Annotated in this window: 34 protein-coding genes and 1 other RNA gene; 8 read left to right on the forward strand and 27 right to left on the reverse strand. The window is 39.4% G+C overall.

Features of this window, described 5'->3' with window-relative positions; all coding sequences use genetic code 11:
- Positions 1–102 precede the first annotated feature (102 nt).
- Complete coding sequence (locus V1497_RS15990; protein ID WP_349408511.1) at positions 103–1,041, reverse strand: hypothetical protein; 939 nt, start codon at positions 1,039–1,041, stop codon at positions 103–105.
- 149 nt (positions 1,042–1,190) lie between these two features.
- On the opposite strand from V1497_RS15990, the gene V1497_RS15995 reads away from it, so the two are divergent.
- The 4 genes from V1497_RS15995 (at position 1,191) to V1497_RS16010 (ending at position 4,692) form a co-directional block, all read left to right on the forward strand.
- Complete coding sequence (locus V1497_RS15995; protein ID WP_349408512.1) at positions 1,191–1,676, forward strand: DUF4489 domain-containing protein; 486 nt, start codon at positions 1,191–1,193, stop codon at positions 1,674–1,676.
- Positions 1,673–2,221 carry a DUF4489 domain-containing protein gene (locus V1497_RS16000; RefSeq protein WP_349408513.1) on the forward strand — a complete coding sequence of 183 codons (549 nt, stop codon included), beginning with the start codon at positions 1,673–1,675 and terminating at the stop codon, positions 2,219–2,221. Before V1497_RS15995 ends, V1497_RS16000 begins: the two co-directional genes overlap by 4 nt.
- Before the next feature lie 29 nt (positions 2,222–2,250).
- Entirely contained in the window at positions 2,251–2,730 is a 480-nt protein-coding gene (locus V1497_RS16005) for a DUF4489 domain-containing protein (protein WP_349408514.1), read from the forward strand.
- Positions 2,731–2,910: 180 nt separating this feature from the next.
- Positions 2,911–4,692: a S9 family peptidase gene (locus V1497_RS16010; protein ID WP_349408515.1), complete on the forward strand. Its 1,782-nt coding sequence runs from the start codon at positions 2,911–2,913 to the stop codon at positions 4,690–4,692.
- A gap of 84 nt (positions 4,693–4,776) precedes the next feature.
- On the opposite strand, the gene V1497_RS16015 is transcribed toward V1497_RS16010, so the two are convergent.
- From V1497_RS16015 to V1497_RS16080, 14 genes are all read right to left on the reverse strand, one after another.
- The gene (locus V1497_RS16015; protein ID WP_349408516.1) at positions 4,777–5,823 is read right to left on the reverse strand and encodes a hypothetical protein; all 1,047 of its coding nucleotides are present in this window, start codon (positions 5,821–5,823) and stop codon (positions 4,777–4,779) included.
- A 19-nt stretch (positions 5,824–5,842) separates the two neighbouring features.
- Positions 5,843–6,274, reverse strand: coding sequence for a hypothetical protein (locus V1497_RS16020; protein WP_349408517.1), 432 nt, complete (start codon positions 6,272–6,274; stop codon positions 5,843–5,845).
- Entirely contained in the window at positions 6,271–6,816 is a 546-nt protein-coding gene (locus V1497_RS16025; RefSeq protein ID WP_349408518.1) for an RNA polymerase sigma factor, read from the reverse strand. The genes V1497_RS16020 and V1497_RS16025 overlap by 4 nt, the downstream gene beginning before the upstream one ends.
- Before the next feature lie 150 nt (positions 6,817–6,966).
- The gene (locus tag V1497_RS16030) at positions 6,967–7,197 is read right to left on the reverse strand and encodes a hypothetical protein (RefSeq protein WP_349408519.1); all 231 of its coding nucleotides are present in this window, start codon (positions 7,195–7,197) and stop codon (positions 6,967–6,969) included.
- Positions 7,198–7,223: 26 nt separating this feature from the next.
- On the reverse strand, positions 7,224–7,577 hold the full coding sequence (locus tag V1497_RS16035; RefSeq protein ID WP_349408520.1) for a hypothetical protein: 354 nt from the start codon (positions 7,575–7,577) through the stop codon (positions 7,224–7,226).
- Between the two features lie 9 nt (positions 7,578–7,586).
- Entirely contained in the window at positions 7,587–8,210 is a 624-nt protein-coding gene (locus V1497_RS16040) for an NUDIX hydrolase (RefSeq protein WP_349408521.1), read from the reverse strand.
- Positions 8,211–8,373: 163 nt separating this feature from the next.
- A complete protein-coding gene (locus tag V1497_RS16045; RefSeq protein ID WP_349408522.1) occupies positions 8,374–8,928 on the reverse strand; it encodes a putative glycolipid-binding domain-containing protein in 555 nt (184 codons plus the stop codon).
- A 61-nt stretch (positions 8,929–8,989) separates the two neighbouring features.
- Positions 8,990–9,319 carry a hypothetical protein gene (locus tag V1497_RS16050; protein WP_349408523.1) on the reverse strand — a complete coding sequence of 110 codons (330 nt, stop codon included), beginning with the start codon at positions 9,317–9,319 and terminating at the stop codon, positions 8,990–8,992.
- Positions 9,320–9,359: 40 nt separating this feature from the next.
- Positions 9,360–9,788, reverse strand: coding sequence for a DUF4181 domain-containing protein (locus V1497_RS16055; protein ID WP_349408524.1), 429 nt, complete (start codon positions 9,786–9,788; stop codon positions 9,360–9,362).
- Positions 9,789–9,935: 147 nt separating this feature from the next.
- Positions 9,936–10,274, reverse strand: a complete 339-nt coding sequence (locus V1497_RS16060) for a hypothetical protein (protein WP_349408525.1) — start codon at positions 10,272–10,274, stop codon at positions 9,936–9,938.
- A gap of 352 nt (positions 10,275–10,626) precedes the next feature.
- Complete coding sequence (locus V1497_RS16065; RefSeq protein ID WP_349408526.1) at positions 10,627–12,195, reverse strand: YndJ family protein; 1,569 nt, start codon at positions 12,193–12,195, stop codon at positions 10,627–10,629.
- Positions 12,179–12,790, reverse strand: a complete 612-nt coding sequence (locus tag V1497_RS16070) for a DUF4166 domain-containing protein (protein ID WP_349408527.1) — start codon at positions 12,788–12,790, stop codon at positions 12,179–12,181. Before V1497_RS16070 ends, V1497_RS16065 begins: the two co-directional genes overlap by 17 nt.
- 6 nt (positions 12,791–12,796) lie before the next feature.
- Positions 12,797–13,705: a DoxX-like family protein gene (locus tag V1497_RS16075; RefSeq protein WP_349408528.1), complete on the reverse strand. Its 909-nt coding sequence runs from the start codon at positions 13,703–13,705 to the stop codon at positions 12,797–12,799.
- Positions 13,706–13,862: 157 nt separating this feature from the next.
- A complete protein-coding gene (locus V1497_RS16080; protein ID WP_349408529.1) occupies positions 13,863–14,222 on the reverse strand; it encodes a VOC family protein in 360 nt (119 codons plus the stop codon).
- Between the two features lie 97 nt (positions 14,223–14,319).
- Here V1497_RS16080 and V1497_RS16085 point away from each other — a divergent pair, with 97 nt between their 5' ends.
- Positions 14,320–14,838 (forward strand): TetR/AcrR family transcriptional regulator, encoded by a 519-nt coding sequence (locus V1497_RS16085; protein WP_349408530.1) that lies wholly within the window; start codon positions 14,320–14,322, stop codon positions 14,836–14,838.
- An 87-nt stretch (positions 14,839–14,925) separates the two neighbouring features.
- Here V1497_RS16085 and V1497_RS16090 read toward each other — a convergent pair whose 3' ends face one another.
- The 8 genes from V1497_RS16090 to V1497_RS16125 form a co-directional block, all read right to left on the reverse strand.
- On the reverse strand, positions 14,926–15,363 hold the full coding sequence (locus V1497_RS16090; RefSeq protein ID WP_349408531.1) for a GNAT family N-acetyltransferase: 438 nt from the start codon (positions 15,361–15,363) through the stop codon (positions 14,926–14,928).
- Between the two features lie 23 nt (positions 15,364–15,386).
- On the reverse strand, positions 15,387–15,683 hold the full coding sequence (locus tag V1497_RS16095) for a hypothetical protein (protein WP_349408532.1): 297 nt from the start codon (positions 15,681–15,683) through the stop codon (positions 15,387–15,389).
- A gap of 25 nt (positions 15,684–15,708) precedes the next feature.
- Entirely contained in the window at positions 15,709–16,029 is a 321-nt protein-coding gene (locus V1497_RS16100; protein WP_349408533.1) for a DUF4406 domain-containing protein, read from the reverse strand.
- Between the two features lie 53 nt (positions 16,030–16,082).
- A complete protein-coding gene (locus V1497_RS16105) occupies positions 16,083–16,586 on the reverse strand; it encodes a hypothetical protein (protein WP_349408534.1) in 504 nt (167 codons plus the stop codon).
- Between the two features lie 28 nt (positions 16,587–16,614).
- The gene (locus V1497_RS16110) at positions 16,615–17,178 is read right to left on the reverse strand and encodes a GNAT family protein (RefSeq protein WP_349408535.1); all 564 of its coding nucleotides are present in this window, start codon (positions 17,176–17,178) and stop codon (positions 16,615–16,617) included.
- Between the two features lie 19 nt (positions 17,179–17,197).
- The gene (locus V1497_RS16115) at positions 17,198–17,602 is read right to left on the reverse strand and encodes an HIT family protein (RefSeq protein WP_349408536.1); all 405 of its coding nucleotides are present in this window, start codon (positions 17,600–17,602) and stop codon (positions 17,198–17,200) included.
- A 185-nt stretch (positions 17,603–17,787) separates the two neighbouring features.
- A complete protein-coding gene (locus V1497_RS16120; RefSeq protein WP_349408537.1) occupies positions 17,788–18,405 on the reverse strand; it encodes an HAD family hydrolase in 618 nt (205 codons plus the stop codon).
- A gap of 204 nt (positions 18,406–18,609) precedes the next feature.
- The gene (locus V1497_RS16125) at positions 18,610–19,116 is read right to left on the reverse strand and encodes a hypothetical protein (RefSeq protein WP_349408538.1); all 507 of its coding nucleotides are present in this window, start codon (positions 19,114–19,116) and stop codon (positions 18,610–18,612) included.
- Positions 19,117–19,464: 348 nt separating this feature from the next.
- On the opposite strand from V1497_RS16125, the gene V1497_RS16130 reads away from it, so the two are divergent.
- Together V1497_RS16130 and V1497_RS16135 are read left to right on the forward strand one after the other, a co-directional pair.
- Positions 19,465–19,827, forward strand: coding sequence for a rhodanese-like domain-containing protein (locus V1497_RS16130; protein WP_349408539.1), 363 nt, complete (start codon positions 19,465–19,467; stop codon positions 19,825–19,827).
- A 26-nt stretch (positions 19,828–19,853) separates the two neighbouring features.
- Positions 19,854–20,150, forward strand: coding sequence for a rhodanese-like domain-containing protein (locus V1497_RS16135; RefSeq protein ID WP_349408540.1), 297 nt, complete (start codon positions 19,854–19,856; stop codon positions 20,148–20,150).
- Positions 20,151–20,270: 120 nt separating this feature from the next.
- On the opposite strand, the gene V1497_RS16140 is transcribed toward V1497_RS16135, so the two are convergent.
- A complete protein-coding gene (locus V1497_RS16140) occupies positions 20,271–20,750 on the reverse strand; it encodes a GNAT family N-acetyltransferase (RefSeq protein WP_349408541.1) in 480 nt (159 codons plus the stop codon).
- Between the two features lie 138 nt (positions 20,751–20,888).
- Between V1497_RS16140 and V1497_RS16145 the strand changes: the two genes are divergently transcribed.
- Complete coding sequence (locus tag V1497_RS16145; protein WP_349408542.1) at positions 20,889–21,299, forward strand: LAGLIDADG family homing endonuclease; 411 nt, start codon at positions 20,889–20,891, stop codon at positions 21,297–21,299.
- A gap of 340 nt (positions 21,300–21,639) precedes the next feature.
- Here V1497_RS16145 and ssrA read toward each other — a convergent pair.
- The 3 genes from ssrA to rnr form a co-directional block, all read right to left on the reverse strand.
- Positions 21,640–21,977, reverse strand: a transfer-messenger RNA (tmRNA) gene (gene ssrA, locus V1497_RS16150).
- A 116-nt stretch (positions 21,978–22,093) separates the two neighbouring features.
- Positions 22,094–22,561 (reverse strand): SsrA-binding protein SmpB, encoded by a 468-nt coding sequence (gene smpB / locus V1497_RS16155; protein WP_349408543.1) that lies wholly within the window; start codon positions 22,559–22,561, stop codon positions 22,094–22,096.
- Between the two features lie 161 nt (positions 22,562–22,722).
- A complete protein-coding gene (rnr, locus tag V1497_RS16160; protein ID WP_349408544.1) occupies positions 22,723–25,032 on the reverse strand; it encodes a ribonuclease R in 2,310 nt (769 codons plus the stop codon).
- Positions 25,033–25,034: the final 2 nt, after the last annotated feature.

A 25,034-nucleotide genomic window follows, 5' to 3' on the forward strand; every position in this document is an offset into this window, starting at 1 on the left:
GAATCTGACTCCTTCTTTCCATAAAGGTCCATTGGGATAAACATATCAAACGTGTTTTCAACTTTAGAAGAAACACATCCACGCCTCCCATTATCCCCTAGGTCAAGTACGCTCAATCAAAGTCGTCCGCTCTTCCTCAAGTTGCTTTAATTGGTTTTTGTGTTCCACTACTTGTGTTTCCAAATCTTTTATGATCGAAGCCACTTTACTTTTCTGACGTCTCGTCTGTTCTAGAGAATCATTGATTCTGCCTTGCACCATCCAGTCAGCAATTAACCCATCAAAGAAAAAGTCTGCAAATTTAAGCATGCCGCTTATATCAACATGAACATTCGCTTCTTCATTCACGTCCGCCAGCTCCTTCTGAAAGGCACGCATCCTGGACTGTGCTTGATGAATTGCTGCACTGGCATCATCGATATGACCATGCTTGACGAGGTCAGATATAAGACCGCCCCCAAGAAGATCGAACGTCCCCCATCCCTGCGCTTTTTCTAGGGATCCGATCGCCGTATCCAACGACCGATTGACGGCCCTTCCTGCCTTAATAGCTTCATCCAACTCAATGAGGAGCGCTTTTATATCTCCCTCAATCTCACTCATTTTAAAAAGCTGGCCGGCAGCTGGGGAATGACTTTCCTGCATGGCCTGTTCTTTTGCCGTTAAAATCGCTTCGTATTCCTTCTCTACATGAACAACGGCTTGTAATTTATCATTCAAATCCTTAATGGATGCTTCTACTTCTTCTCTGGATTTTAATGCTTCATCCAATTTCAGTTGAACAGCCGCTACCTCCTGCTTCTCTTTATCTAGTTTACTTTCCTTCGTCCCAAGCACGGTTAATAAGAGGTTTGTAACCGTGAATTGTTCAATCTTATGTACATCCTCTTGCTCTTCTCCTAACTTTCGTTTCAGGTTCTTGATTGTTACATCCAGGTTTTTCAAATCTGAGCGATAGCCTTCGACTTGCTTTTCCCATTTTCGTTTTTTCCGGACTTCACCTTTTATCTGAATCAGTTGTTCATTCAAATTTCGATACATGCTCATCCCCCTTTTTCATTTACTGTATATACGAATGAGGAAAGGCATAAGTTTCACAACGAAAGAATGCAAACGCACGCATTAATTTTTCCTGTTTTGAAGCATAGGATATATCAATGAAAAAAGCGCCCAATGTGATGGAGGCATACATGGAAAATAAAACGTGTACACCATTTCTAAAACGAGGAAGAACCTTCAATCCCGTCCTTCCCGACCAGTTAGCAAGAAGTGAACCGCCAATTGTTCTGGCAGAGGTTACCGTTGATGTGTCCGATCTGGATCGGCCATGTGTATTGGTGAAATTCTCAGAGTTTATCCAATTCTCTCTACTTGGATTAAATCCAAAGCTCGACATCTTTTACCGTCTAGTCAGAAAAACAAATCAACCAGAGGACGCACAAATTTTGCAGGAATGGGAGTTTCTTTTCGAGGCTGCCCAAGTAACGGAGATTGCGAATCTGGATACGAACCAACCAACCGTATTGAATTTCTGTGATTGTTTGGAGGACCTTCATACGGATTCATTGACGTATTCACTCGAGATCGTCGAGATCGTCACAAATAGTGTCAAAAGCTACAGCATCATGAACAAAAGTTTAAGCGCTACGGTAATTTGTGAAGAGGTGTCGCCATGAATGAACGCCGTTCTACCCCAAAACCTCGGCTGTTTCTCGGTCAAAATAAGCAAATGAGCACCGTTGTCACCAATCAGGGACATCAGAAAAAAAGTGTCCCGTTTGTTAAATGCGGAAAAGTATTTAATCCAGTACTGCCGCTCAAGTTAACGAAAAAAGGGACGCCAGTCATATTAACGCAAGTGACGGTGAATACAGAACGGATAACGGAGCCTTGTATTCTGATCAACTTTTCCTGTTTCGTTACGTCCATCCTAAGGCAACAAAATTTTGTGAGTCTCATTTTCCGGTTGGTCAAATCCTCTTCAGATGACAACAAACAAGAAGTCCTCCGAACATGGCCTTTCAAACGGGAGCTCGTAACCGATACGAACATTAAAGAGCCAGTCGTCTTCAATTTCTGTGAATGGTTAGCGACTGATAACGGAGGGACGTTTACGTATACCATCGAGTTGGTGAGCGTGGATTTATCTAAACAAACCTCTTATAACATCACTCAAAAGAGCATGACTGCCCAAGTCTTTTGCGGTACGGGGAAATTTTGAATGAGAGTATCGATAAAGGAGGAAAATCAATGCACGAACATACAACCATTCCCTTCTTAAAATGTGGCGATATTCTCAGAGCAAACTTGCCTAGACAATTGTCCAAGAAAAACCCGCCGATCAACCTGGCGGAAGTGACTGTGAATTTAGACGGATTTGAAACACCTGGAGTCCTTTTCAATTATTCGCAGATTTTATCGTTTCGTACGATGGGGATGAACCCGAAGATCACAATCGTTTATCGGGTAATTCGGACCTCAGAACGGACTCAAAAGGTGAAAGTCATTGATACGTGGACGTTCAGCGGGTCAGAAATTTTTCCTACCAGTGTTCCGAATTTGGATACGATTGAGCCTCTCGTATTGAATTTCTGTGATTGCCCGATTGAAAATAGTAATGATACGTTCACCTATACCGTACAAATCATTGAGATCATTACCAATAACACAACCTTTGCGATATCTAGACAAGAAATCTCCGCCATTGTCGCACGAGGGGAAGCTGAGTAAGCACTCATCCAACATAGCGATTTTTAAAAAGGGCGACTCAGTGGGTCACCCTTTTCGTCGTTATGCCTTCGGATTAATCATCCTCGCGCTCTTCATCTAGGTTTTTGAAGAATAAAAAGGAAATTTATAGAAAAGAGTCGAAAGTTGTATGTATCTTGCATTTTTAGGAGGAATCGAATTTTGTTGAACTTTCCACAACCTGATGTCGAACAATTTTTTCAAACCTTTGGTATTCAAACCTTCACAGTCAGTCCCGATGAATCACAGCTTGTGTTCAGTACGAATTTGAATGGCAAGTATAACCTATGGGCGATGGACCTGCCGAACACATTTCCGTATCCACTCTCGTTCCATGACCAAAGCTGCAAATCCCTGGTTTATGACAAGAAGGGTGATTTCATATTAGCTGTGATTGATCAGGACGGTGATGAGAACGACCAAATCTATGCTCTGCCCCCTCAAGGTGGGTCGTTGTTGCCGATCAGGAAAATGGAAGGCGCACGCCACCAATTTCCGTTTTTATCGAAGGATGGAGAGCGTCTCTACTACACGTCAAACAAAGAAAACCAAACGTTCTTGAACAGCTATGTGTATGATTTGAAAAACGAGCAAGAGGAAGTAGTTGTTGAAGGCAAGGACGGTATGACCATCTTGTTTGATACAAGTCCGAATGAGGATAGCTTTCTCTTTTTAAAAGCTCTTTCAAATACATATGGACTCGTTTATGTGAAGCAGGGGGATGAGGAAATTCTGTTGACCCCGGCTACAGAGCCTGAACACACCGTGTCTGACGCCCTCTTTGTATCTGAAAACGAGATCTATTTCGTAACGAACTATGATGGTGATTTTTCATACTTGGCGAAATTCGACCTGGAAACGAGAGAATTTCAAAAGGTACTTGAACTTGAAAAAGAAGAATTTACGCAAATGAAATACGATAAATCCACAGGATCCTTATACCTTGTGAGCCGTAAGGGCGTTCAGGATTATCTATATTCTTTCAACCTATCCGAAGGTGAACTGGAAAAGCTGGATATACCAGTGAAGGTTATTACCCAAATCGTTGTTGCTGAATCTGGGAATGTGTATATAAGCGGAAATTCATCAACCGTACCAGAGAATATTTACAAGAAAACGAACAAAGGGTGGGCTTCACTTACAAAATATGGAGTTCCCGGTGTAAAGGAAGAGGATTTGGTTGTTCCTAAGGTAGTGACGTATAAATCCTTTGATGACCTACCTATTGAAGCACAACTTTACCTTCCAAAACCTGATAAGAATAATGGACACGTCATCTTTTGGCCACACGGAGGGCCACAATCAGCGGAAAGAGCATCCTTCAGGGCGTTATTCTCCTTCCTTGTGCATAGAGGATACACATTATTTGCACCGAATTTCCGAGGATCGACTGGATACGGCTTAGCATTCACAAAAATGGTTGAAGGCGATTGGGGTCACGGTCCGCGCTTAGATAATGTCGCAGGACTTGAATGGCTGATTGATCAAGGATATGCTTCCCGTGACAAGATCTTTTTAATGGGAGGCAGCTACGGTGGATATATGGCGCTCCTTCTCCACGGACGCCATCCAGAATACTTTAAAGCCGTAGTCGACGTATTCGGACCTTGCAACCTATTCAGCTTTGTCGACTCCGTTCCTGAGCATTGGAAGCCTTCCATGGTTAAATGGGTTGGGGACCCAGTTAAGGATAAAGCTAAATTTGAAGAAGATTCACCAATCACCTACTTGGATTCGATGACAAAACCGATGCTCGTCATCCAGGGTGCAAAGGATCCACGGGTCGTTAAAGCGGAATCTGATACAGTCGTTGAAGCCTTGAAGGAAAAAGGCCGAGACGTAGAATACATCGTGTTAGAGGATGAAGGACACGGATTCTCGAAAAAACAAAACGAAATCTATGTCTACAAAAAAGTGCTTGAGTTTTTTGAGAGACACCTATAAAACGAAAAAGGAACCTCGATTGGAGGTTCCTTTTTTGGGTTGTTTGATATATTTAATAAAAAGAGAAAGCACCTATTTGGGGATTTACGATTTAACTTCTTCCCTTGTATTTTTTTTCTTATTCTCAGCAATAAGCTTAAATCCTCCGATAATCATTATTAAACACACAATACCAGTCTGAACATAATACTTCACAATAGGATTAAACGATAACTCAGGCATGACAATATTAGCTAACGGGTAATAGATTCCTATGATAATAAGTACAACCCCAATCCACTTCTTGTAATTAACAATGTAAGTAAGGACTGGCTCATCATCTAGAGGTTCTTCTTTATAGTTGGTTGCACGTTGCATGCCATCGAAAAAACTAAAAAACCATATAATAGGTACTAGGAAAAGAAATAGACCTAGGTGAAGAACGTCCAAGATATATATGGAGAATAAGAAAGCAGCCATCAACTGAATTCCTCTACGTTGATATCCAAGATACAAATGTCCAGCACCTGGAAACATAGAAAGTAAAGTGGCTAGAACCGTGCTTTTTCGCCCCCCCTGATGGTGTGCTTCAAAATCCTCTAGTATTGAACGATCTCTAATATCTTCACCGGCTTCCTTCTTGTTCAATAATTGCATCGTATCAAAGAAATTATAAACCCAAATTACAGGGATAATGATTAAAAAGATAAGAAATCCTTCCATGCCTGTGATAATTGTGACAAACAGAATCATTGCCATCAGACCAAGGAATGAAGCTAAAAAAGTTATCCCTCGATTCATCAAGCCAAGCTGAAAGTGACCAAGCCCAGGAACCATGGATAAAATAATTGTGTAAAATCTCTCCGAACTTAACTGTTTATCTTGTATATCGGTTGTATCCTTTACAATTTTTGACGCGGTTAATATAGTATGAATAATGCTTACGGTATAAAGCAAAAATCCAGCTATTAACGTAATAAAAACTACTTCTCCAAATAGGAAACCTTCACGTAATATAATTGCCATTGGAAGTAGTCCCAACATACCTAGTAAAAATAATATCCCTCTGCCACTTTTCCCTAAATACATTAACCCAACACCAGGAATAACTGATAATAAGAACGCAATAAAGGGATTTTTCTGTTTAACCATTGGTACAAGTCACCTCAACTTATTTTTTTACCTTTTCTATTAAATTTGTTGTTTTATTGACTGCATCTTCCGTAAAGGAGGACTGCTCTGTCAGGTCTATTTCAGATGGAATTGACGTAATTTGCGAAAATACCCCTGTAATCATAAGTAAAAACGTCATGACAGCTGCTAAAACGTAATGAGTGGCTTTTTTCATGTACCACTTCTTTTCCAAGGGGATTCTTTCATTGTGAAGACTGTCGTTGAACGTAATCTTCCTCATAAGCTCATCAGTATAAGTATCATAATTCTCAATAACCGGCAGCTCTTCTTTAAAGGCTTCCACAGCCTCCATATACCTCTCTATACATAAATCACATTTATCCAGATGATGTTCATAATCCTTTCGTTGCTGGATTTCCAACTTATCTCCGATATACCTTTTTAACTCTTCACGTGATAAATGGTTCAACGAAAGTCATCCTCCTTCCAACGCTTTCTTATCCATGAACGTGCTCGATACAACTTAACTTCTATCGTCTTTACTTGTACATTTTGTTCCTCAGCAAGTTCTTGATGTGTCTTTTCTTTTATGTAAAAACCTTCTAAAATTTCACGATAAGAAGTTGGAATTTGTTCTAGACTACTCAAAACAAGCTGCTTTTGCTCATTAAGGAATACACTCTCTTCAACAACATTATTTTTCTCCTTTATGATGTCATCGTCCATCGCATCATAAAGTGCCTCACTATGTCTAGCATGTTTTCTTTTGCAATCAATAGCATGACGGACTGCAATCTTTGTGATCCATGATTTAAAACCCTTCCCTTCGTAGCTAGGGAGAGAGGCAAATATCTTCAACCACACCTCTTGGGAAGCATCTTCTGCATCTTTAGGGTTTTGTAGTACACCATAAACACATCTGAACACATCTTGTTTATACGTTTCAATCAGCATCCGAAACGCATGTTCATTCCCCTTCTTTGCACGATTAACAATTGTTGAATCTTCCAACCTCTCCCCCCTTTCAAACAACTCTATAAATATAGACGTAATAAAAATGAATACCCCTACACATATCAGAAAAATTTTGTATACTATTTCCATTCTACTGATTTACAAAACAAAAACCTATCTCTTTCGGAGATAGGTTAACAATAATTATTAAATTAAATTTGCGGCTAATAAAAGTAAAATTAGAATAAAACCAATCAACCACAAAATCACTGCCCATGCTCTTAAGGTAAAGAAAACCGGCAGCTCCCACACAAAGAGATTACCAATCACTTCAAATAGAGAATCCCAAAACGGTTCTTTTTTATTTCCTTTTTTCCATAAATACGTACCAATAAGTAAGAATAATGTGGCGAGTATTGCTGCGATTATTTCTTTCATATTTTTATTATATCCTTTATTCGAAATTACCTACTTTTTATTTCTTTAGCGGTAACTTTTCTGCTCTCTATACTTTCTCCTATATTTTTCTCTTTTAGTAACGTAATTTCTACATGCTGACCTGTTCTTAGATCGTTCTTCTTAACCTCGTCACCATTAGCATTCATAAGTACAGTGTCTTCAGTAATATCTACAAGACAGAAATAACCTTTAGAATCGACTGCTTCGCCTTCTTTTTTATCTCTGTTAACAACTTCAGAGCAATCGATTTTCAAGTGGTCTTCCTCAACTTTTTCAATGTTCCCTTCAATCGAGCTGACTGGGGAACTACAGCTAACCAATAATAAGAGAGATAGAGATAGAAATAGAATATGTTTCAAAATAACACCTCATATTTGTTCTCCAATTTTTTGAATGATTACGTTATAAAAAGAAATTGGATGTGGGACGAAATGATTTCGATTCACCATTTCTTCCTTTTCAACCTTCTTTCCATTTTCATTTATCTCAATTCCATTAATTTCAATTTCATCTCTTTCTCCATACCAAAGCTGAGCAAAATCAGAAAATCTTGCTCGAACGATCCCTGATACTTCTTCAACTTGAAGGGTGAAGTCCTCAAAGTTATTTTCGCTTTTATAAAGAAAAACATTTGCAAATTCTTTATCAATCAAGTCTTCTCTCGTAACACAATAATCGGTGACACCTAACGAGATTAAATCACTGAACTCGACAACGATCCCGATTTCTTCCTTTATCTCTCTAACGCCGTCCTCAACCGTTTCACTGGCTAGTAAATGCCCTGCAGCGGTAATATCCAATAGGTCAGGATAGTCTTTTTTATTTTTACTACGAAGTTGAAGATAAATATAATTGGTGCCTTCCTCGTTTTTAACGAACCAACAATGAAAGGCTTCATGCCAATAGCCTTTTCGATGCACTTCACTTCGAGAAGCAACGCCTATATCATTTTTATGTTCATCGAAGATCCTTAATCTTTCTTGTTCACTCATATAGTTCTCCCTATCTGCTTACGAGCATTTTGTTTGTTGAAGAAAACAGAAGCGTAGGGCGGCGACTCCAGCGGGAAAAGCAACAGCTGAAGACCCCGCAGATCGAGGATCGAGGTCGAGGAGGCTGAAGCGTTGCCCGCGGAAAGCGTCCGCCTGAAGCTGTTCAAAATCTACAACATACTTTAAATAAATCAGGGTAGTTCGTGACGAAACCATTCTCATCAACATAAATAAGAGATTTAAAATCGCGACACTCATATAAAAAGACGCGCATATCTGCTTCCCGTCTAAGATAGGTATACGTTTGTGAGACTTTGAAAAACGTCAATTCAGGCACAGAAATATAGACCATTTCCATATCCCTTTTCTGATTCAAATTCCATTCAAACCGATTAATCGGTAAAGAGTTAGAAAAAGGTGTCGCAGAAATATCGATGTCGATTGCGCCCTTTAAAGAGGTCTCTTCTTCTTCATCTTCGAACCAATTCCCGTTTCCATCCGAACTAAGTTCAAGCTTTCGTTCGTGATTGACACCAATTTCTAATTTTTTTGTATGCCAAGAATGATCCATATGAACGGAATAATTGACTTGGCAAGGTTCATTTTGTATGACGCGAATAATCGTCCCTTCAGCCAACAAACCATTATGATGTTCACTTATTTGGCAAAGCTCGCTTCCAAATTCCTCTAAATGCTCCCACATAACTTTATGTATCATACTAATCGACTCACCTAACTTCTTGGATTATCCTTGATTTTTACTCAAACGAAAAGTCAATCTATTCCAAATGTCGTTCAATTGAGATCCATGCGTATAATCGAATGAGTGGAACGATTAAAATGACAAGTCCTAATAAAAAAAAGGGCCCATTGATAAAAAATAGAATGATTGCAACAACAAAAGCAGCAATCGCTTTAACATTTCCGGAGAATCCGTTAATCGGTTCATTTCCTACAAACAGCGTCTGACATCCTTTTAAAGACTTGGAATAACACTTATCATGATAGGTACCAAAATAAAATAGAAACGACGAAATCACGAGACTATCTCGGTCTTTTATTTCCATCTTACACTCATCACAAAAGATCGTCTTCCCTTCGGTTATCACCACATCAACTCCTTCCAAATCATAAATTCGCTTTGAAAAATTAAGCGTTCCAAATCAATATGTAACCCAGAAATGAGAGAACAAATACAGACATGAAAGCTAGTTGGAAAAGCGTATATAGATAGTCGTTTTTATTCGCTGAATACTTTTTCTCCATAATTGCTCTCGTAACTTCAGACGTTATGACAAATAGAAAGATTACAAAATACGTTTCCCAATACCAGAACCTTTCTGATCCATAACGTGTGACGTTGATCGAAAAGCCTATAAGGATCAGTAGAAGGAAAGCAATACGAATTGTCCAATCGATTCGTTTGTGTTTCTTATTTACATGGTTGTAGGAAAAGGTCTTCCGCTTCTCCACCTTCAGCCATTTTCTTAGACCAGCATTAAAAAATCGCAACAAGAACAAAAAAGCTAAAATGAGCAAAAATAACTTCAACCAGAAAAATGGATCGACCTCATACAAGAAAAACCTCTCCCCTTTATCCCCATGACATCATTTCCTTTTTTTCTTATAATAACCGCCACCTAATACTCCTAAGAAAATGACAAAGACCGCTACTAATATGGAAATGTCCATCGTTTCACCTCCATAAGTATTTGGCTTTCTCTTTTATCGTATTTTCATTGTGAAAACATCCCCAAATAAGAGTAATGGAGATAACGCAAGACCTAACTCAGCAATTGAAGGATTCGTCCCCGCCCAGCTAAAGGTTGCTAACACTGCTCCAAATAATAAACCTACAGCAAGAGTCCGGACTTTGATCCGCCACTCATTATTTTTAAGCTTATAAACAAAATCGACAGCCCCAACTGCCCCGACGACTGCCCAGATGATTGAAAAAAGATTAGAGGCAAAAGAAATCAAAGGAAAAAAGATGGACAAAAACAGGAAGAGATATAAACACACAACGGCAAATTTCATCCAATTCGATGTTGAGTGAACAAACATCCACTTACCTCCTCGATTTCTGGACTCTACTTACCTATACGGATAAATTTGTAAAATGTTTCATCTGAATATGTGGATCATGAACTTTTGTAGATAATTTCCTGTTATTGTAGATAATTTCTTGTTTTTGTAGATAATCCTGTATTTTCGTAGATATTTTCAAATTTTTGTACGAAAATCTTAATTTTTCGTAGATAAATACGTCTACACGCCGTAGTTACACTTCGTTGTCCTCTTTTTCATTGAAAAAACCTTCAATCGAGGACTTTTTTGATGGAATTCGAACAAAAAAGGCGTCATCTCCTTGGATAACGCCACTAAAATGTATATTTATTGATGTACTTTCAATCCGTCAAGAGATATTTGTTTTTCCACTAACATTCTTCAGGCTCATTTCATATGAAATCGTTAAGAAAGGGAGACCGAAAATCGTCATTTTGTGTGTTGCTGTTAACGTATTGTTCGTTGACTCCTTAATAACGAAGTACTCCGATAAAGGCAGTTTAAACAAAAATCGTCCTACCGCTAAGTATACGCCTGCATCAGGTTCTCCCTTGCTGGAGAGAATGAGCGTGCCATCTTTTTCATCAAGCTGAAGGATGCCGATCATCGCCGAGAAAGGGAGCGGAAGTGCAATATTCATGAACGTTCGGTTGTTTGTCTGATGGTATGAATAAATCGCTTTAAATACTCCATTCGTTCCAATATTCCTTTTCCAAACCCTCGGATTAGGACGCCCATCCAATGATTCATCTACAGCCTCTATGCTTCCCGTCATTTCAACTGGTTTGCTCGATACGGGAAGGTTGATCTGCTGAATTTTGTTGCTGATCAGTTTATAGAAAAGTGCAAAGGGCTTGAACCAACTCGCCCATCTCACCGCAGCAACGAGATGATAATTTTCCGTGTGCTCGTAAAAATCGATGATTGAGGAAGGTAATCGTTGCGTATTTACATATTCACTAAGATCCTTAACTAAACCTGATTTTTTCTCTCCCTCACTTTTAAACGAACCTCGGATCTTGCTGACAGGAAACTCCCAAACAGGCTGTTTTGTTTTAGGAGGAAGCCACACCCAGCCGAGCACACCAAACATACCAAAGAAAATACAGTTTGCGAGCCCATGGAACAACAGCATTAGATCAATGCTGATTCCCCATTTTCCGAAAGCACTATTGGAAGCGTACATCAACGAAAACAAGATCGTAATCGCTAATGTGAAAAATGAGAGCCGGACGCAAAACGCCTGTATTTTTGATGGAAAATGAGTTTGAAAAACTAAATAGATCAACGTGTAGAGCGCGAAGATATAGAGTACAACAGAAATCACCTCTAAGAGAGGCCAAAACGTGATCCCCAACGCAACCAGTAAAGGTCCTGCTAAAAGGATTGGGACACAGACTTTATACCATTTCGATTCATGTAACCGTCCAAAGAAACCGACGAAAACGGGTAATAAAAAGGCAGAGTAGTGAAAGTGGATCGCCGTCAACCACGTCAGTAACGGACTGAAACCCGTATTGATCTGTGCAACATATGCGAAAAACCAAAGTCCTCCCACAAACAAAAACATCATACCGATATCAATCGATATTTCTGCCCAATTTGTAAAGCCTCGCATGAAGAATCGTTTCACACCATATAAAGCGACGAACAGTGTGAACATCAAGTAAATAAACCCAAACAAAATCTGGGCATTCATCGGTAGACCAATATGTAAAAGGAATATGGAAGCCATCGCGGTCCAAGTTGCGACAATATGCTTTGTCTTCACTTCAACGAGGAGCTGGAGAATCATTGGTACAAAAACAAGCTGAGCAGCTGTCAGCATCAAATAAAACGGTTCGTTGACCGAAAAAAGGCTGCTCGCAATAAAGAGGAAGATACCAGGTAGCGTCATGAAATTAATTCGTCTCTTCATTAAATTCCCCTTCATAAGTCATCAACCTCCCGATCAATCGATTATGGATATGAACGTTTATTGTAAATGCTTCTCGTACATGGTCATATCCTTCTTTTACCTCAACAACTCCTTCAAATAATTTCGGAATCGGAATCTCAATCTTCCCCATTACGAAACGCTGTGCGCCTGATCGTATGACGAGGCTTCCGTCAGGTAACACATCAAAATATAAATCAGAATAGAACAATTTTGGTTCCCCTAAATAATCCCTTACAACTTTACGCTCTGAATCAATCGTCATAAACGCATTGAAATGTCGAGTGGCGTTATCAAAATAAAATGTCCGTTCCCAATAAACTTCATCGAGTCCAGAAGGTAAAGTCCGACAAGTATTCTTTATCGTAAATGGAATGTCTTTGCCGCTTTCAGGAAAAAGAAATTTCCATTGGGCAGCCAACCTCAAAAACGGAAGGAGCCACCAGGGGCCTGTCTGTACAGACGTCATTTTACCGGCTGCACAGAACGGTTTATCCTTCCGGAGTGCGTATCTCTTTTGGAGTTTAGGATGAAGCCTCTGGAAATCTTCTCCTAAAAGATTTTGATAGATTGTCATGCTGAATCACTCTTTTCTTGAACGCTTACAGCTTGTTGCCGTTGGGACATCCTTAGCTAAGATAAACCCGAGGATCGATAAGACCCAAAGGCTAGCATTAAATGTCACAGGGTTGAAAGGATGTGTATGTATGGATGGTTCAGCTAATAATGCGCTTAACGTTAATAATGGAAACACAATAATCTGCAATAGATGGAGATGCCGTTTTTTGCGATAGAGCAACCAAGACAGTCCAAATAAAACTTCAAGGCCTCCTATTATACCAACAGCCTGGACTGCGGCGTCTGTCTCCATGGAACTAAGGGAAGCCAACATCGCAACCTCTTCTGGATGTTTTGCTATGATTTTAGGGACCAGTCCTTGATAACACCAAATAAAGAAATAAAGAAATGTGATAATCGCTGTACTAAAAAAACGTAGATATTGGGTTCTTGGAAGCTCGCCTTTTTCAATCCAACGCTTCAACACATCAAAGCTCAGTGCCGTAGCCCATCCCATAAGCGGGCGGAAACATGAGTCTACAAGTCTTCCAAACCAACCAAACCGGACATCATAATCATATTGCGTTAAAAAAGTTGTGCCTTGTCCTTTATGGATGTACTTCCAGTATCCTCTACCTTCTGATATGAGGGACGATTTCTGAGGCGTTCCAAAGTGAAGTGACGAAACCTTCGATCCATCTTCTTTCTTATGCGTCCCAATGCTTTCTCCCCACCCTGACACCTTCAGCCCGAAACCGATATTGGTTTCATAACGGAAGGCTTGAGGATCACTTTCCGACTCTTTTGGAAGATAGGTAATCGAAGAAAAACGCAGATCCCATTGTTGATGGAGGCTGGGGTTTTGGGACTTATCCCATACCTCATCCACCCCCGAATTAATCGGTATTTCTACATAAATTGGCTTAGTTTTCATCGGCTACACCCTCGTTTGATTCCTTCTTATTCACTACCAATTATTTCAAAACACCCGGATCAGCACAACTGAAAATTTAACGATTTTGAAACTTTACAATCTGAGTACTGAAAAAGGGAGCAGTCCATTCAGAACTACTCCCTCTTCGTTCAACTTTTTAATTATGAGCAGGACTCTTTTCCTTTGTCATGTCGATTATCCTGAACGGATTTCCATCCAGGTCATTAAAGATCGCATATCTTCCTGGAGGAATGTCACAAGGTTCTTTTATGAAGCTAAGGTTAGATTGATATTCCTTATAGAAGTCGTCTACACTTTCGATTATGTAGACACCGCCTGATGGGATTCCCTCTTCGTCATCCTCAAGCATAAGTTGAACCTCTTCGTTCTTCTTTAGATGCAAGGCAATCGTATGGTCCCCTTCCCTCCAGGCTTCTTCAAACCCGAGTACATCACGATAAAAAGATAAAGACTTCTTCAGATCTTTTGCCGGATGGCATAAAAATGCTAGCTTCATAAAATACATCCCCTACCATAGTAATTTTTTCCACATAATTGGATTACGTAAAACATAAACCATTTACGTTCTGTTGTCAACATGTTATACTTCTTTTATGAAAGAATGGATCCCTATACCTGGAAGTAATAAAGAGAAAATATTGACGACGGCCTTGGAAGAATTCAGTAGTAAAGGTTTTGCGCAAACAAATATTACGGAATTGGCACAGAAAGCAGATGTCACCACTGGAGCGATTTATCACCATTTCGGTTCAAAAGCGCAACTTTACGAGATTATTAAAGAGGAGATGGAAAAGAGAATCTTAGATCGGATGGAGGGAGTAACGGATTTATTTGAAGATCCACATGAGAAATTGAATGCAGCACTTAAGACAGGTTTAGATTTTGTTGTAAAGAAAGAGATTGGCAAGCTCTTTATTGAAACAGAAAACGAATCTAGAAAGAATCAGATCTTTCCGTTCCTTCAAAGCATTTGCACGTCTATGGAAAACAAGGGAGTGGAGATCATCCTTTATTCCTCATGGATCGCGATTATTAAATCAATAACAGAGGAAACCATGACGTTGTCTGAAGGTAAGAATTTAATACAGTGGATGTTAAGAGAGAACGGATAGGAGAGTCTCTCTTAATTTTTTGCATTTAAAAAGCTGACGATCACCGATTTGATCTCCAGCTCTTCATCATAACGCTTAGATGAAATGTTAAAGTTTTTTCCGGAAGGAATAGCACCATTTATCATACTCCATCTTTTCTTCATAAAATCGATGTGCGTCCTTCCTTTTGATTCCTGATTCTAATGATACATACGACGCTCCCCGTTCTCTTGCCCACTCATGTATATAGGTAAGGAGCCTTTCACCATAGCCTCTTGAGCGATTGGAGGCGTCCGTCACGAGATCATTTATAAAAACATAACGGTGATTGTAGAAATTGATGCTCATATGAATTCCAGCTAAAGCTACTATTTTACCATCATCATACATGGCAATGAGGCGATATCCTTGGTTTGTCATGTCAGTTAACAAATCAATGTATGTATCAAGGGATAAATCTTCTCGTAGTTGGTTCATAATCGGAAATGCCTGTATCCATTGGTCTTCAGTAGTTAATTCGCATATTTTTTCTTTTACAGTACTCACTCTTTTTGCCTCCGCCTGAGCTTTTACCCTGTTATTTTAGGACGTCTGTCTTTTTTAAAAACTGACATTACAAAAAGGTTAATAATGCCTATGACTCCAATAGCAATACTATAATACAATACGCCTAGACCTTGACTAATCCCGTCAGTTTCCGTTACAAACCACCATATACTTCCTAATCCTAAAATTACCACATTCAATAAAAAAGCGGTTATAAATGATGTCCAGAATTTATTCGTTTTTCTTAATTGCAGCTGTCCCCAAATGACTGAAACGAGCAAAGAAACAATCATTAACCCAAAAAATATAACTAACTTCATGTTCTCCTCCCTTCGAGACCCTGTTTTATGGAGTAACACTCTCCAAATTTACTTTTGAATAATAACGGATAGGCTTATTTGTTTTATTCGCATATTCGATTTCCTTACTCGTACTGCTTCCAATATATCCATCAACATCGATAACAAAAATTTCATCCGCCATATCAATTTTCTTAAAGTGGATCTTCTTAAATAACTGTTCTTGCTCTTCTGTAATTTGTATTCCTTCACTCTGTTCAAAGAAACCAAGGCTGATTACAACATGTCCTTGTAAAGTTAATGAGGCCTCTGTTTCTCTAAACTGTTTCTTGAATTTCGTTGAACCACATAACGTAATAACTCTCATATACTCACCTTTCCAAACATTATTTATCTATCATTACTATACAATCTCCACTATTAATCCATATGGAGAAACTGGATTTCGTCCTCTTTTTCTTCATGATTCAAACCATGAAACAACCATACTTTAAGTTGCTTTTCTTCCAACGGAACAATTTCGGCCTTATGTACATCAAGCTCTACACTTTTGACCCCATAGTCGGAAAATCCAATTAACGTACCATTCTTTTCTACTGAATTCCCTACATTATTCAAGTCAATATTGCCTACCCCGATTACATTCTCAAAACGCCAACCATGGTTGTTTTTATTAAATTTTGCTACGGCTAAATAGTCTTTGGGACGGTTTATTTTTGAGTAATAAAATGTGTATGCAACACTTTCTTTCTCGAAGAACCGTGTACTGATAATTTCTACCACTTCAAGATCCATTTCTTTTAAATTATTTAGGGCAGTTTCTGGTGTGGAGAATGCGTGCTGCTTTTCTTTGTATTCGAAATAGCTTAAGAGTAATATTGTGAAGATTATGATTCCAAAGAGCGTTACGACGCTTTTTTTCATATGCTCCCCCTTAGCGCCCATTTCGTACTTAAAGGCTGTTTACCCAATCAGATTTAATTACAGAGTAGGTTTGAACAGTTGTATATTCTCCATTTTTAAACCAATAGTCTCTTAATATCCCTTCAGGCTTCATCCCCAATTTCTCGAGAACTTTTATGGAGGCAGAGTTCTCTTGTGACACTTTTGCTTCAATTCTGTTTAGCTGCATGTTTTCAAAACCAAATTTGACAAGTTGTTCTACTGCTTCAGTAGTATAGCCTTTCCCCCAATGGGAACGGGAGAGTGAATAAGCAACTTCTATACGGTTATGGTGTTTATTCCAACGTACAAACCCGCATAGACCAATAACCTTGTTATTCTCTTTTAACTCGATAACCCAATCACTTTCTTTATCGTTGTTATAATTATCTTGAATGATCTCAACAAGCTTTTGTGTGGTATCTATTGTCTTATGAAAGTTCCACGGGGTATACCTCGAAATTTCTTGCTCTGACGCATATTCATATATATCGTGAATATCTTCTTCTCTTGCTTTTCTCAGTACTAATCGGTCAGTTTCAAATGTAGGTAAATCTTTAAATATTCCCTCCATAAAGTCCCTCTCCTGTTATTTAATAACTCATTCTTTCATTTTCTTTACCTTTAAATAAATATCTAATCCCTTTACCTGCTAGAGGTTCATCTTCATACCTTGGTAATACATGCAAATGCGCATGGAAAATATGTTGACCACCAATTTCGCCACAATTCCAACCAAGATTGTAGCCTTGAGGTTGATACATTTCATCTAAATATTGTTTTACTTCTTGAAGAAGTGAATAGGTTGCATCCCATTCATCTCGGGTTAGATCAAAAGCTGTTTCCTTATGCTCCTTAGGAACAATTAACCCAGCTCCTTCGAGTTGAGTACCCTTTTTTTGAAATTGCTCTAACTGTAAAAACATACATAGCTCATTACTTAAAATGATATTTTGATCTGGTTCTAAATCTGGATGACAGAAAATGCATTCTTTCAATTTTTACGCCGCCTTAAACTAAATTAAATGTAGGGTATTATCTTTTAAACAATATGAATTTATTTTGAGATCCTCAACTACTCACTTTGTTCCAATTATTTCAAATTATGAGATCGAACTCAATTGTTATTTTTCAAAATAAAGAGACTTATCCATTTTCGGATATGCCCCCGATTGTGTAAAAATCAAAATAGGTTCACGAGATCATCGAACTTCTCTATGACCTCATCATATTCACTTACTTGTCCGAAACCATACTTTGCATAAACGAAAGGTATTTCTGCATATCTAGACGCATTTAAATCACCTTCTGTATCCCCTACGTAAATAGGACTTGAAAGGTTATTCCTTTCGATAATCAACTTAACATTTTCCCCTTTTGAGAGCCCGGTTCTTCCAGGATTCTCAAAGTCTAAGAAATATTTACCTAAGTTATGAAACTCATAAAACGATTCAATGTAGCCATCCTGACAGTTACTTACTATGTAAAGTTTGTATTTCTTTGAAAGGACACGAAGTACATCCTCTACATTATGAAAAAGATGACCTCCATGTTTTTTTAAGTATCCTTGTTCAGTATTACAACACTCTGTAATCACTTGTACACGGTCTTCCTCAGATAAATAAGGAAACAATCTTTTACTGATTTCGTGCATTTGTAGTCCCATAATTCCTTCGAAATCAGTTCGGGTTAGTTCTCTTTTAATTTGGCCATATTCCTTGATACGGCTATTCCAGGCATTAAGTACAGTGTCGATTGGATCCCAAATGGTACCATCTAAATCAAAAATAATACTGTCCATATCTATTTTCCCCCCTCTGTTTGCTCTGATTGCGCCATTACTATTAAAGCTAAATGTATAATTTTTACGTATGTTATATTCCATAGGTTTCAGAGATGATTTTATGTACTTACCTTTATGCAAAAATCCTAGCCAGATTTTTGTGTTAAACAAATAGAGACGTAATCCGTCTTGGATTATGGCCCCTGTTTGTTAAATAGTCCACTATTGATTTTTTTCTTGTAACCATTCTTTGTATTCAGGTATTGTGTATTCATCAGTTTTTACCACTGTCCATTGATGATCGTTCTGTTTTAAGAAGACCTTTATTAAATATTCCCCTCCAGATTCGTCAAAGTCATCTCTTAAATAAACAATGCTACCGTGAACTAGAACGATTACTTCATTATCATTTATTTCTTTTACTTTAATTCGTTCATAACTTTCAATATTGTAATTGGCATCCACAAAGTCAAACCCTTGATTTAAGGATTCAACCTCATTCTTTTCTACATTAATTCCTTTTTCAGGATCGATATTCTCTTTTAAATTTGGGTACTTTTCAAAGAGAATGTTTATATCATCATTTATTACTGCTTGAGTTCTATGATACATATACTCCTTTACAATCTTTGCATAATTCACCCAATCCGATGGTTCAGGTTCAAAAAAACCTTCTACATCCTTTTCATCTGATATAGGTGAATTTTCCTGACACCCTAATAATGACAATAATAATACGACGATTAAACTCCCATAATAGAATGTTTTTATATTATTTGCCCCCTAAAACGAACTTTACTTCACATCTTTCTCAAAGTGGCATTAAGAATCACTTCTAATCAAGACCATTCCCTCCACTGAGTCTCCTTACTAAATTTCCCTTATACTGTTCTTACAATATTTGTTATTCAATAAAAAACGATTAATTCCTTTTCGAAGAACTTTACGAATGTATGCTATTCGTTCTCCTCCTATATTGTTGACAAAATACCCTTAGGGGTATAATATGATGGTAGACCACATATACCCATGTGGGTATATAAGTGTGTGATCCTTGAATTGAGGTGAAAGAACATCATGCTTGCAGTTATAAGTTCACTAAGTATGTTGACCCTTTTTATTCTTAAGCGATATGTTCCTGTTTGGAAGGTTCCATTTAAGAACGATTGGCTTGCAGAAAACTGTAATTCTACCGTCATTTTGGATGTAAGGGATTATAATGAATCCTGTAACAATCACATCCAAGGAGCGATCGAACTACCTGTTGCTTATTTGAAAAGATATTATAAGGAAATTCCAAAAGAAAATATTCTGTTGGTTGCTTCTGATAACAGAGAGAAAAACGTAAGCATCCGGTTTTTACGTAAAAAAGGATTTAATATCGTCGGATGTACAAATTTAAAGGTCGAGGCCCAAGAATTACTAGTAAAAAGTATATGATTCCATACCATTTGGAGGTGAAAGACATGAAAGAAGTAACAGCTAATGAAGTTGAAGAACTTCTTGCCAATGGGGATCATCACCAAATCATCGATGTCCGTGAAACAAGCGAAACAGCATCAGGAATGATTCCAGGAGCGATAAATATTCCATTAGGATTGCTTGAATTTCGTATGCATGAACTGGATAAATCAAAGAGATATATCTTAGTTTGTCGATCAGGAGCTAGAAGCTGGCGCGCTTCGAAATTCTTACAAGATCATGGATATGATGTACTCAACATGACTGATGGAATGCTTTCTTGGGAAGGAAAAACAAAGTAACGAATAGAAAACAAGCTCTTAAGAAAAATTCTTATTCCAGATAACGATAGAAACTAGCTGAGTAAGCTCATATCCAGCTTCATCCGACTCTGGAATATTTACATAATCTTTTGTAAGTCGTTAAGCGAGTAACTTCTCCAGCTCTATTTCATCTCTTATCGGAATCCCATCATTACCGATTAACGGAATTTCAGGCTTTATTTCTCTTGCTCTTTGCACCGCATTTTTATGTATTTTTGACAATACAAATCCTCTTTTTTGATAAAACTTTAGTCCTAACAAATTGTCATTTGTAGTAATCACTTTTACAAGCCTACATTGGTTTTGAAGGGCAACACTTTCTACCGCTTGAATAAGAGACGTTCCTATGCCTTTACCTTCTTTTAGGCTATCTAATGAAATGATCTCACTTTCTTTAGCTTTGATTATGTAGGTGACTAATCCAATTATTTCGTTTTCCTCATTTATAATTGTAAAGCCATCTAAAGTTGAACCATCATAAACACCACTCGAAACAACCATCTTTGGACTACCCCATTGCAATCGAAAGAACTCAAAAATTCTCTCTTTAGGTATGTCTTTTAACGATATAATCTCCATTGAAGACCTCTCTTTTCGAACAATACTTTATAAATTCCTGATTAAAATTTCATGATAAAGATTCTACCACATTCATTACATATCCTTCTTTTATAGTATAATAAGAACATACGTTCCTTTGCTGGGAGGAGAAATAAAATGAAAGTTTATGAAGCTGCTTACATTGCTGGAGTTATAGACGGTGAAGGTAGCATAACGTTAACAAGAATGCATGCACGTGAGCATCGTAGACCTGTAATAACTATTGCATCTACAGACAAAGAACTTTTAACATATCTACAATCTATAACAGGAGGTTGTATATCCAATAAGAAAAATTATAAACCAGGAAAACATAAGAATTCCTTTACGTTAAACATAAAAGTAAAAAGAGAAGTATTTTATGTCCTAGAAATGATTGAACCTTATCTTAGGATCAATCAAAAGAAGAAACGCGCATTATGGATTTTAAATAACTATGATCGGGTTACAAACAGGAACGGTAAATATACGAATGATGATCTTTTAGATAAGTTAAAGTTCGAAGAGGAGTTCTTTGCAATTAAGTAATAGTAGGCATAAAAAAACCACCATAGTTATGTATGGTGGAGACGGTGGGACATGTTGTTCCATGCTTTCGTCATGGCACTGACTATATCTTGAACCTGTGTAATCAGGTCCCCCGGCGTATTATACGGAATTTATTTTTTACTTGTTTTCAAGTAGTATTCCGTATCCTAGTACTACCATTTAGGCAGCCTATGAGTCGATACACGGCTGTTGGATTGCTCCACATACCGCTCGGCATTGCCCTATCGCTTATAGGATGTCTTAAACTCCATTTGCGACTTAGGTTTCACCGATTAAGCCGGGTTATCACTTTTGTGTTACCACAAAAGGCGACTATTACTAATCGAACCCACGTCCAGAAATATCGGCACTTAAGCTTCTACGAGCGTAGTCAGTATATTAGCATTTCGCCATCACTTCAGCCTACTGACAGGCGTCCATGTGGCTAGCCTGGTTGTTCTCTTCCTTCATCCTCAGGCGGTGGAATCCGGCGTAGCCCACTGATAAGTGAGTCCCTTACCCTAGCACATGGGCGATGCAGGGAGGAACCGCAAAGCTACTGTTACGCAGCTAGTGCGAAGTTGTTGTTTTCTTTGCCAGTTATAGGCGTTGGCGTTTTAACGAGGCCGACCCCCTCGGCTCGCAACTTAAGCTCGACCTATCCCTGTCGAATCCGTAACGTCCCCATGTAAAAGGAGTGTTACTAAAAGTTGCTTTAAATCATTGCTTTCCTAACTGGCGACAACACTTATTATAACACATGAACAATGTGTTGTTAATGATTTTACAGATGCTTACATTTTTTGGCGTTCACGGAAGGCTTTCTCAATCTCACGTTTCGCTGTCTTGCGTTTGAGGTCTTCACGCTTGTCATACTTCTTCTTACCTCTTGCAACCCCGATCAAAACCTTTGCGACTCCGTTTTTGATATAAAGCTTCAACGGAATAAGCGAGTAGCCTGGTTCTTTCGAAACGCCAATCAGTTTCTTGATTTCTTTCTTGTGTAAAAGCAGTTTTCTTGTACGAAGCGGTTCATGGTTGTAACGGTTTCCTTGTTCATAATGGCTGATGTGCATATTATGGAGGAAAACCTCACCGTTCTCGACACGACAGAAAGAATCTTTCAGTTGAACGCGTCTCGCACGAATGGCCTTGATTTCAGTTCCTTGCAAAACCATACCTGCTTCATACGTTTCTTCTACCGCATAATCATGTCTTGCTTTTCGATTTTGCGCGATTAAATTCCCTTCATCTCGTGCCATAGCTTCGTTTCCCCTTTCAAACTGCATGATACATTTTAACAACAATGGTCAAAAAAAGTCAAGAAATCCGCCTTTATAGGAAGAAAAGGGTGCCCTTCACGAGTGTGTCAGGCACCTGAACATATGGTCGGTGCCTGACACCTTGCGGGCGCCCTCTTCGATTACTTCCGCTTCTTCTTTTTCCCTTTTTTCTTTTTCTGAACGTCTTTATAGAACGGCTTGTTGCCTTTCTTTTTGCGTGATGAACCGTTTTTATCATTCTTCTCGTTACGTTTCTTTTCCTTTGTCGGACTCTTACCACCACTCGAAATGACACGAGCACGATCTTTTCTCTTTCTTTCGGACGGTGCCTTCATACCGACGATTTCGAAGTCGATGGCGCGTTCTTCGACATTGACAGCCAGCACTCGGATCTGCAGTTCGTCACCGATACGGAACACTTTACCGGTGCGTTCGCCAATCATCGCATATTGTTGTTCGTTGAAGTGGTAATAGTCATCGGTCAGGTAGCTGACGTGGACGAGTCCCTCAATCGTATTCGGCAGTTCGACGAACAATCCGAAATTCGTCACGCCACTGATGACGCCTTCGAATTCTTCACCAATCTTGTCCTGCATGAACTCCGCTTTTTTCAGGTCATCCGTTTCACGCTCGGCATCGACTGCACGGCGTTCGCGTTCAGAAGCGTGCTGCGCAATTTCAGGCAGTCGTTCACCCCAATGGTTCTTCGTCTTTTCGTCCACTTTCTTCTCAATGAGATACGTACGGATGAGACGGTGAACGATCAAGTCCGGGTAACGGCGGATCGGTGATGTGAAGTGTGTATAGAATTCGGTCGATAACCCGTAGTGGCCGTGGTTTTCCGGCTCGTAACGTGCTTGCTTCATGGAACGAAGCATAACCTTACTGATGACCGCTTCCTCCGGCTCTCCTTGGACTTCCTCTAAAATCTGCTGAAGGGCACGTGGATGGATGCTGTTCGCTTGTCCTCGTACGACATAACCGAAGTTCGTAATGAACTCGAGGAAGTTCGTGAGCTTCTCTTCGTCTGGATCTTCGTGGATCCGGTACATGAACGGGACCTTCATCCAGTGGAAGTGTTCCGCGACCGTTTCGTTCGCTGCAAGCATGAATTCCTCAATCAACTTTTCAGCAACCGTACGGTCTCGTAAAACGACATCGACCGGCTTGGATTCTTCATCGACGAGAACCCGTGCTTCACTGAAATCGAAGTCGATTGCGCCTCGTTCAAAGCGCTTTTTACGAAGGATCTCGGCAAGCTCACCCATCAGATCGAAGAATGGTACGAGCTCTTTATAACGTTCAAGAACTTCGTCGTCTTCACGCAATAAAATTTTACGAACATCGGTATAGGTCATACGTTCGTTCGTGCGAATGACGCTCTGGAAGATTTCGTGATTAACGACATCACCGTTAGCGTTGATTTCCATTTCACAGGATAACGTCAACCGGTCGACTTTCGGATTCAGGGAACAAATTCCGTTGGATAGACGATGCGGGATCATCGGAATAACGCGGTCGACCAGGTAGACGGACGTTCCCCGTTCTAATGCTTCTTCGTCAATCGGCGATCCTTCTTTTACATAGTGACTGACGTCAGCGATATGGACACCGAGCTTGTAGTTTCCGTTGTCAAGCTTTACGACGTTTACGGCGTCATCAAGGTCCTTTGCGTCTGCACCGTCAATGGTGACGATCGTTTCATCTCGTAAGTCTCTGCGGTCATGGAGATCATCCGGATCGATCTCATCCGGCACAGAGTTAGCTTGCTCCATCACGTCTGCAGGGAAATCCCTCGGCAGGCCGTGTTTATAGATGATCGAGAGGATATCGACCCCTGGGTCATTTTTATGACCAAGAATCTCGATGATCTCACCTGTTGCACTTGAGCGACCTTCTGGATAACCAGTGATTTTTACAAGTACTTTATGACCGTCTACAGCGTTATTGATCGCTTCCTTTGGAATAAAGATATCATTCGGAATGCGTTTGTCATCCGCTTCGACAAACCCGAAGCTTTTACTGTCGATGAACGTGCCGACAACCTCGGTCACACCGCGTTCAACGATACGGATGACAGTTCCTTCTGGCTTTCCATCGCCACGACGGCTGGAAATCCGTACAAGCACCGTATCTCCACTCATCGCTCCATTCAAGTCACTAGGGGAAATATAGATATCCTTTTCGCCTTTTTGTTCCGGGATGAGGAACGCGAACCCTTTTGCATGTCCTTGTAGTTTCCCTTTCACTAGGTTCATCCGTTCCGGTACGCCATATCGGTTGCTGCGCGTCCTTACGACAGAACCGTTCTCTTCCATATCGTTCAAGGTGACGACGAGATCCTTGAAATCTTCTGCATCATTCAAACCGAGCTCTTGCTCCAGTTCTTGTACGGTCATCGGTTTATAGGCTTCTTCTCTCATAAAAGCTAAAATTCTTTCTTGATCCATGG

The sequence above is a fragment of the Pseudalkalibacillus sp. SCS-8 genome (genome assembly GCF_040126055.1).
In the GTDB taxonomy this organism is placed as follows: Bacteria; Bacillota; Bacilli; order Bacillales; family Fictibacillaceae; genus Pseudalkalibacillus; species Pseudalkalibacillus nanhaiensis.